This window comes from Streptomyces murinus, from assembly GCF_002154555.1.
Classification (GTDB): Bacteria; Actinomycetota; Actinomycetes; order Streptomycetales; family Streptomycetaceae; genus Streptomyces; species Streptomyces murinus.
This window is the reverse complement of the sequence record NZ_MUNF01000357.1, coordinates 1-7585: the sequence shown is the minus strand read 5'-3', so window position 1 is coordinate 7585 and position 7585 is coordinate 1. Positions and strand designations below refer to the sequence as shown.

Sequence of the window (7585 nt, the reverse complement as noted above, 5' to 3'; positions counted from 1 at the left end):
GCCATGGCCGCCCCCGCCTCCCCGCCCGCTCCCGACGCCGGGCCCGGGTACCGGCAGCCGGTGCTGATGTTCCTCGGCGGGTTCGTCACGGTGCTGCTGATCATCCTCGGCGTCTTCCACCTCACCGGGGGCCCCGGCGGTGGCAAGCACGAGGCCGCGCACAAGAAGCCGGCCCGGAGCGCGAGTCCGAGGGCGAGCCTGCCGCCCGGGGTGAGGTGCTCCGGCGCGGACTGCGTGGGCAAGGACGCCGAGTCGATGGGGTGCAGCGGCGACCAGGTGACCACGGCCCAGACCGTCACCCTCGGCACCACCACCCTGGAGGTCCGCTACAGCGAGGTCTGCGGCACCGCGTGGGGCCGTATCACCGGTGCGGTGCCCGGCGACAAGGTCCAGGTCACCGAGGCGCGCGGCAAGGTCCGCGAGTCCGGGGAGGCCACCGAGGCGGGCGACACCATCGCCTACACCCCGATGATCGCCGTGCCTGATCCGGCACGGGCGACGGCGTGCGCCACGCTCGCGTCGGGCCGTACGGGGTGCACGCGCTGAAGCCGAACGAATGAATTCGGGATCGGCAGGCATGCCCGCGCGGATCCTGGGCACGCGAACGGTTACCCCCCACGGGAAACCGGTACGCCGGTACCCCCACAGGCGGCCGTTTCCGTCCACCCTCTCCGGACGGACGGCCGCCTTTTTCGTCTCCCGTGATCTTCTGTGGGGTGAGCCACAGGGCCCCGCACGTCTCGCATGCCGGATGCGCGATAGCCTGACCGCTGGATCTCTCTTGATGCCAAGAGATCGATCATCCGCCCGGGGCAGGGACGCCCCACCGCCAGCTGTCATACGGAGAACGCCATGACCCGCACTCCCGTGAACGTCACCGTCACCGGCGCGGCCGGCCAGATCGGTTACGCCCTGCTCTTCCGCATCGCCTCCGGCCAGCTGCTCGGCGCGGACGTGCCGGTCCGCCTGCGCCTCCTGGAGATCACCCCGGCGCTCAAGGCCGCCGAGGGTACGGCCATGGAGCTGGACGACTGCGCCTTCCCGCTGCTCCAGGGCATCGACATCTCCGACGACCCGAACGTCGCCTTCGACGGCGCCAACGTGGCCCTGCTGGTCGGCGCCCGCCCGCGGACCAAGGGCATGGAGCGCGGTGACCTGCTGGAGGCCAACGGCGGCATCTTCAAGCCGCAGGGCAAGGCCATCAACGACCACGCCGCGGACGACATCAAGGTCCTGGTCGTCGGCAACCCGGCCAACACGAACGCGCTGATCGCGCAGGCGGCGGCGCCGGACGTACCGGCCGAGCGGTTCACCGCGATGACGCGTCTGGACCACAACCGGGCGCTGACGCAGCTGGCGAAGAAGACGGGCTCGACCGTCGCCGACATCAAGCGGCTGACGATCTGGGGCAACCACTCCGCCACGCAGTACCCGGACATCTTCCACGCGACGGTCGGCGGCAAGAACGCGGCGGAGGTCGTGGCCGACGAGAAGTGGCTGGCCGAGGACTTCATCCCGACCGTCGCCAAGCGCGGTGCGGCGATCATCGAGGCGCGTGGCGCGTCGTCGGCGGCGTCCGCCGCGAACGCCGCGATCGACCACGTGCACACCTGGGTCAACGGCACGGCCGAGGGCAACTGGACGTCCATGGGCATCCCGTCCGACGGTTCGTACGGTGTGCCGGAGGGTCTGATCTCCTCCTTCCCCGTCACCACCAAGGACGGCACGTACGAGATCGTGCAGGGCCTGGAGATCAACGAGTTCTCCCGCGCCCGTATCGACGCCTCCGTCAAGGAGCTCTCGGAGGAGCGCGAGGCGGTTCGCGCGCTCGGCCTGATCTGACCTTCGCCTCCGGCGGTTCAGCGGTAAAACCACGTGGGCCCCGCTCCGGTTCTTCTCCGGAGCGGGGCCCACGTGCGCGTGCCGTCGGGGAATCGCCGTAGGGCCGGGGGTGGTCCGCCGGGTGCGGGTGCGTCGTGGCTTGTCGCGCAGTTCCCCGCGCCCCTCAGGGGGTTGCCGCCGGTGTCGGCCGTGCGGTCGACGTCTCGCGCCTGCCGTATCCCCGCACCACCAACCCCGTGGCCATCAGCACCGCCACCCCCACCACCCGCAGCGCCGGTCCCATTCCCTGGATCAGGTCGGCATGCCCCGAGAGGACCGTGCCGGTCACGGCGACGCCGAGGGCCGCGCCCGTTTCGCGGGCCGTGGTGCCGAGGCCCGAGCCCAGGCCCGCCTGGTGCGGAGGGAGGGAGGTGACGACGCCCATCGTCAGCGGCGGCATGGACAGGCCCGCGCCGGTGGAGATGACCAGCAGCCAGCAGACGAAGAGCCCGTACGGGGTGGACCCGGACGCCGTGGACGCGCCGAGCAGACCGAGGCCGATGAGCGCGAGCCCGGTGCCGACGAGGGTGCGGGGGTGCTCGGACCAGCGCTTGGCCAGGAGCTGCGCGGCCGACATGCCGGCCACCAGCGGCATGATCGCCACCCCGGTGACGGCGGGACCGTACCCCTTGACCTCCTGGAGGTACTGCGAGTTGACGTAGAAGAGGGAGAAGAGGCCGAAGAAACTCGTGGCGGTACCGAGGGAAGCCGCCCGCAGCCGGGGCGAGGCGAAGACCCGCGGATCGAACAGCGGACCTTGGGCGCGCAGCGCGTGCACCGTGAACGCCGCCACCAGCACCGCCCCCGCCCCGAACGCACCGGCGATCCGCGCCGACAGCCAGCCGTACGACGGCCCCTCGATGATCCCGAACAGCACGGCCACCAGACCCGCGATCAGCAGCACCGCGCCGAGCGGATCGGTGTGTCCCCGGGCCGAGCGCTCCGTGCGGGGGACGACGCGCGCCACCACCGCGATCAGCAGCGCCGCGAGCGGCACCATGGCCCAGAACAGCGCCCGCCAGCCGAGGAACTGACCCGCGAGCCCGCCGCCGAGATTGCCCGCGGCCCCGCCGAGGCCGATCGACAGTGTCCACGCGGCCATCGCGCCGACCCGCCGCTCCGGCGCCGCCAGCTGCATCAGCAGGGACAGGGTGGCCGGGGTGATCAGCGCGGCGCCCGCGCCGGACAGCCCCCGGCCCACGATCAGCACCAGCGGCGCCCCCGCCAGCGCGCTGGTCGCGGCGCCCGCCGCGAACAGCGTGAGCCCGGCGAGCAGCGCGCCCTTGCGGCCGTGCCGGTCACCGAGCGCCCCGGCGGGGATCAGCAGTCCGGCGAAGACGATGACATAGGCGTCGACCGTCCACAGGATCTCGGCGTGCGAGGGATGCAGCGCGGACGAACTCAGCTGCGGTATCAGCAGGTTGATCGCCGCCACCATGCTCTGCGCGACCAGGACACAGGCGCACAGGGCGAGCAGGGCGGGGCGTTTCAGGGCGTGCGAGGGCACGGCTCCTCCCGGGAGCTTGACGGGTGTTCGGGGATGCCCGCTCACCGTAGGCTCACCCTTGACCTGCACTCCAGTGCAACTTATGCAAGGAATGAATGCGCATGACGCAATCCACGGGCCTCGACCTGAATCTGCTGGTCGCGCTGGACGTGCTCCTGGAGGAGCAGAGCGTGCGGGGTGCCGCGGGACGGCTGCATCTGTCCGAGCCGGCCATGAGCCGCACCCTCGGCCGTATCCGCAAGGCGCTCGGCGATCCCGTCCTGGTGCGGGCCGGCCGGCAGCTGGTGCCGACCCCGCACGCCCTGGCCGTGCGCGCCGAGGTGAGCGCCGTGGTGGAGCGGGCCCGCGCCCTGTTCGCGCCCGGCCGGGACACCGACCTGCGCACGGTGAGCCGTACCTTCACGATCCTCGGCCACGACGCGATCGTCGCCACCCATGGCGCCGCCCTCCTCGCCCGCGCCGCGCGCGAGGCCCCCGGCATCCGGCTGCGCTTCTTGTCCGAGAGCCACATCGACGCCCCGTTTCTGCGCCAGGGCACCGCCGACCTGGAGATCGGCGTGATCGACACCGCCGCCCCCGAGGTGCACCGGGAGACGGTCTACGAGGACCACATGCTCGGCGTCGTACGCTGCGGACACCCCTTGCTGGACGGCGAGTTGACCCCCGAACGGTTCGCCTCGGCGGCCGGTCACCTCATCGTGTCCCGGCGCGGCCGGCTGCGCGGACCGGTCGACGAGGCGCTGGCCGAGTTGGGCCTGAGCCGACGGGTGGTGGCCAGCGTCGGCACCTACCCGGCATCGCTGTTCGTGCTGCGCGAGACCGATCTCATCGGCCTGATCAGCCCCTGGGCCCGCCCGCTCGCCGAACCCCTCGGACTGACCGTCTTCGAGATCCCGCTGCGGCTCCCGGCCGCCCCGGTCGGCTTCGCCTGGCACCCCCGCCACGACGCCGACCCGGCCCACGCCTGGCTGCGCACCCGGGTCCGCGAGCTGATGGAACAGGGCGCCGGTCCCGCCGCCACGGGCTGTACCGGTCCCATGGACCGAACGCAGCGCCCCGGATAACCGCTTCTGTCTGTTTTCCGCCGTCTTTTTAGTGACGCCGCGCACTTTCGGTGACTGATTCCGCATGCAAACCGAGGTCCGGGGCAGGGGGCCACGGTCCCTGAGCCGGCCCTTTGCGTGACACAGGGGCGTCGAACAGTAACGGAAGGCAACACCGATCATGGCGGAAAGCACGGCACGACAGACCCAGGCGACCATCCACGCGGGAGGCGAGTGGCTGACGGCGATCTCCGGGGCGACCCGGGAGATCCTCGACCCCGCGGACGCCCGGCCGTTCGCCGTGGTCGCGGAGGGTGACGAGAAGGACGCCGAGCGCGCCGTGGCCGCGGCCCGGCAGGCGTTCGACCACGGCCCCTGGCCGACCACCCCCGTCGCCGAGCGCGCCGCCCTGCTGCGCCGCGTCGCCGACCTCCTCGTACGCGATCGCGAAGCGCTCGGCCGTTTGGAGGCCCAAGACGCGGGCAAGACCGTGGAAGAGGGCCGGGTCGACATCGACTGTGTCGCCGACGCCTTCCGCTACTTCGCCGACCTGGTGGCCGCCGAGGCCCCCGGCCGGGTCGTGGACGCCGGCTCGCCCGACATCCACAGCGTCGTCGTCCATGAGCCGGTCGGTGTCTGCGCCCTGATCACCCCCTGGAACTACCCGCTGCTCCAGGCCAGTTGGAAGATCGCCCCGGCGCTGGCGGCCGGCAACACCTTCGTGATCAAGCCCAGCGAGATCACCCCGATGACCACCGTCGCGCTGATCGGGCTGCTGGCCGAGGCCGGACTGCCCGCCGGCGTCGCCAACATCGTCACCGGCCCCGGCCACACCGTCGGCGCCCGGTTCGCCGAGCACCCGGGCGTCGACCTGGTCTCCTTCACCGGCGGACTGGTCAGCGGCACCAAGGTCGCCCAGGCCGCCGCGCCCAGTGTGAAGAAGGTCGCCCTCGAACTCGGCGGCAAGAACCCCAACGTGGTCTTCGCCGACGCCTGCGCCACCGAGGAGGGCTTCGACACCGCCGTCGACCAGGCCCTGAACGCGGCCTTCATCCACAGCGGCCAGGTCTGCTCGGCCGGTGGCCGGCTCATCGTCGAGGAGCCGGTGCGCGAGCGCTTCGTCGCCGAACTCGCCCGCCGCGCCCAGCGGATCAGGATCGGCCGCGGCACCGGGGACGGCGTCGAGGTCGGCCCGCTCGTCTCCGAGCAGCAGCGCGCCAGGACCGAGGCGTACGTCGCCTCCGCGCTCGCCGAGGGCGCCGTCCTGCGCTGCGGCGGCAAGCGCCCCGAACCCGCCCCCGAGCGGCCCGAGTCGGGCTACTACTACGAGCCGACCGTCCTCGACGGCTGCCACCGCGAGATGAAGGTCGTCCGCGAGGAGGTCTTCGGACCCGTCCTCACCGTCGAGACCTTCACCACCGAGGACGAGGCCGTCCGCCTCGCCAACGACACCGAGTACGGTCTCGCCGGCGCCGTATGGACCAGCGACCCCGGCAGGGCCCGGCGCGTCGCGGCCCGGCTGCGCCACGGCACCGTCTGGATCAACGACTTCCACCCCTACCTGCCGCAGGCGGAGTGGGGCGGCTTCGGCAAGAGCGGCACCGGCCGTGAGCTGGGCCCCGCCGGACTCGCCGAGTACCGGGAGACCAAGCACGTCTACCAGAACCTCGCGCCGAAGCCGGTGCGCTGGTTCGCCGGCTGAGCCGACTCCGTTCAGGAAAGCCCCGGTTCGGGCCCCGAGACCTCTCGACACCCCCTGGAGCAGCACCCCATGTCCCACACCCCCCACGTCTACGACTACGTCGTCATCGGCGGCGGCACCGCGGGCTCGGTCATCGCCTCCCGCCTCACCGAGGACCCCGATGTCACCGTCGCCGTCATCGAGGGCGGCCCCAGCGACATCGACCGCGAGGACGTCCTCACCCTGCGCCGCTGGCTGGGCCTGCTCGGCGGCGATCTCGACTACGAGTACACCACCGTCGAGCAGCCGAACGGGAACTCCCACATCCTGCACAGCCGCGCCAAGGTCCTCGGCGGCTGCTCCTCGCACAACACCCTGATCTCCTTCAAGCCGCTGCCCTCCGACTGGGACGAGTGGGAGCGGGCCGGCGCCGAGGGCTGGGGCGCGGTGCCGATGGAGGCGTACTACGCCCGGCTGCGCAACAACATCGTGCGCGTCGCCGACAAGGACCAGAACGCCATCGCCAAGGACTGGATCGACGCGACGAAGACCGCGATCGGCGTCCCCGAGGTGATCGGCTTCAACGACAAGCCGTTCCACGAGGGCGTCGGCTTCCTCGACCTCGCCTACCACCCCGAGAACAACAAGCGCTCCTCCGCCTCCGTCGCCTACCTCCACCCGCATCTGGAGGCCGGCGACCGCCCCAACCTCACGCTGTTCCTGGAGACCTGGGCGTACCGGCTGGAGCTGGACGGCAAGCGCGCCACCGGCGTCCACGTCCGCACCAAGGACGGCACCGAGCAGCTGATCAGCGCTCGCCGGGAGGTCGTCGTCTGCGCCGGCGCCGTCGACTCCCCGCGCCTGCTGCTGCTCTCCGGCATCGGCCCGAAGCGTGACCTCGAAGAGCTGGGCATCCCGGTCGCGCACGACCTGCCGGGCGTCGGCGAGAACCTCCAGGACCACCCCGAGTCGGTGATCGTCTGGGAGACCAACCGGCCGCTGCCGGAGAACTCCGCGATGGACTCCGACGCCGCGCTGTTCGTGCGCCGGGACGCGTCGCTGGACGCCCCCGACCTGATGTTCCACTTCTACCAGATCCCCTTCACCGACAACCCCGAGCGGCTCGGCTACGAACGACCCGAGCACGGCGTGTCGATGACCCCGAACATCCCCAAGTCCCGTGCCCGAGGCCGCCTTTACCTCACCAGCGCCGACCCTGAGGCCAAACCCGCCCTCGACTTCCGGTACTTCACCGACGAGGACGGCTACGACGCGCGGACCCTCGTCGACGGCGTGAAGATAGCCCGCGAGATCGCCCGGACCGAGCCGTTCGCGGGCTGGCTGAAGCGCGAGGTCTTCCCCGGTCCCGAGGTCACCGACGACGAGCAGCTCAGCGAGCTGCTGCGCAAGGCCCACCACACCGTCTACCACCCCGCCGGCACCTGCCGGATGGGCGCGGCCGACGACGAACTC

General features: G+C 71.9%; 6 protein-coding genes. 5 read left to right on the top strand and 1 reads right to left on the bottom strand.

Annotated features, from left to right (window positions below):
* Both CCN72_RS21630 and CCN72_RS21625 read left to right on the top strand, forming a co-directional pair.
* Positions 1-546, top strand: a 546-nt coding sequence (locus CCN72_RS21630; protein WP_143664161.1) for a DUF2690 domain-containing protein, incomplete at its 5' end; no start/stop codon positions are given.
* 306 nt (positions 547-852) lie between these two features.
* Complete coding sequence (locus CCN72_RS21625) at positions 853-1842, top strand: malate dehydrogenase (RefSeq protein WP_085566190.1); 990 nt, start codon at positions 853-855, stop codon at positions 1840-1842.
* Positions 1843-2005: 163 nt separating this feature from the next.
* Here the strand turns inward: CCN72_RS21625 and CCN72_RS21620 are convergent, their stop codons facing one another.
* On the bottom strand, positions 2006-3388 hold the full coding sequence (locus CCN72_RS21620; RefSeq protein WP_086808951.1) for an MFS transporter: 1383 nt from the start codon (positions 3386-3388) through the stop codon (positions 2006-2008).
* 95 nt (positions 3389-3483) lie between these two features.
* Between CCN72_RS21620 and CCN72_RS21615 the strand changes: the two genes are divergently transcribed.
* The 3 genes from CCN72_RS21615 to CCN72_RS21605 all read left to right on the top strand — a co-directional run.
* A complete protein-coding gene (locus CCN72_RS21615) occupies positions 3484-4452 on the top strand; it encodes a LysR family transcriptional regulator (protein ID WP_086808950.1) in 969 nt (322 codons plus the stop codon).
* A gap of 160 nt (positions 4453-4612) precedes the next feature.
* Positions 4613-6133, top strand: a complete 1521-nt coding sequence (locus CCN72_RS21610; RefSeq protein WP_086808949.1) for an aldehyde dehydrogenase family protein — start codon at positions 4613-4615, stop codon at positions 6131-6133.
* 69 nt (positions 6134-6202) lie between these two features.
* Positions 6203-7585, top strand: a 1383-nt coding sequence (locus CCN72_RS21605) for a GMC family oxidoreductase (protein ID WP_086808948.1), incomplete at its 3' end; no start/stop codon positions are given.

Coding starts and splice junctions, on each gene's coding strand:
- CCN72_RS21625 (WP_085566190.1), top strand. CDS start 853: ATGACCCGCACTCCCGTGAACGTCACCGTCACCGGCGCGGCCGGCCAG.
- CCN72_RS21615 (WP_086808950.1), top strand. CDS start 3,484: ATGCGCATGACGCAATCCACGGGCCTCGACCTGAATCTGCTGGTCGCG.
- CCN72_RS21610 (WP_086808949.1), top strand. CDS start 4,613: ATGGCGGAAAGCACGGCACGACAGACCCAGGCGACCATCCACGCGGGA.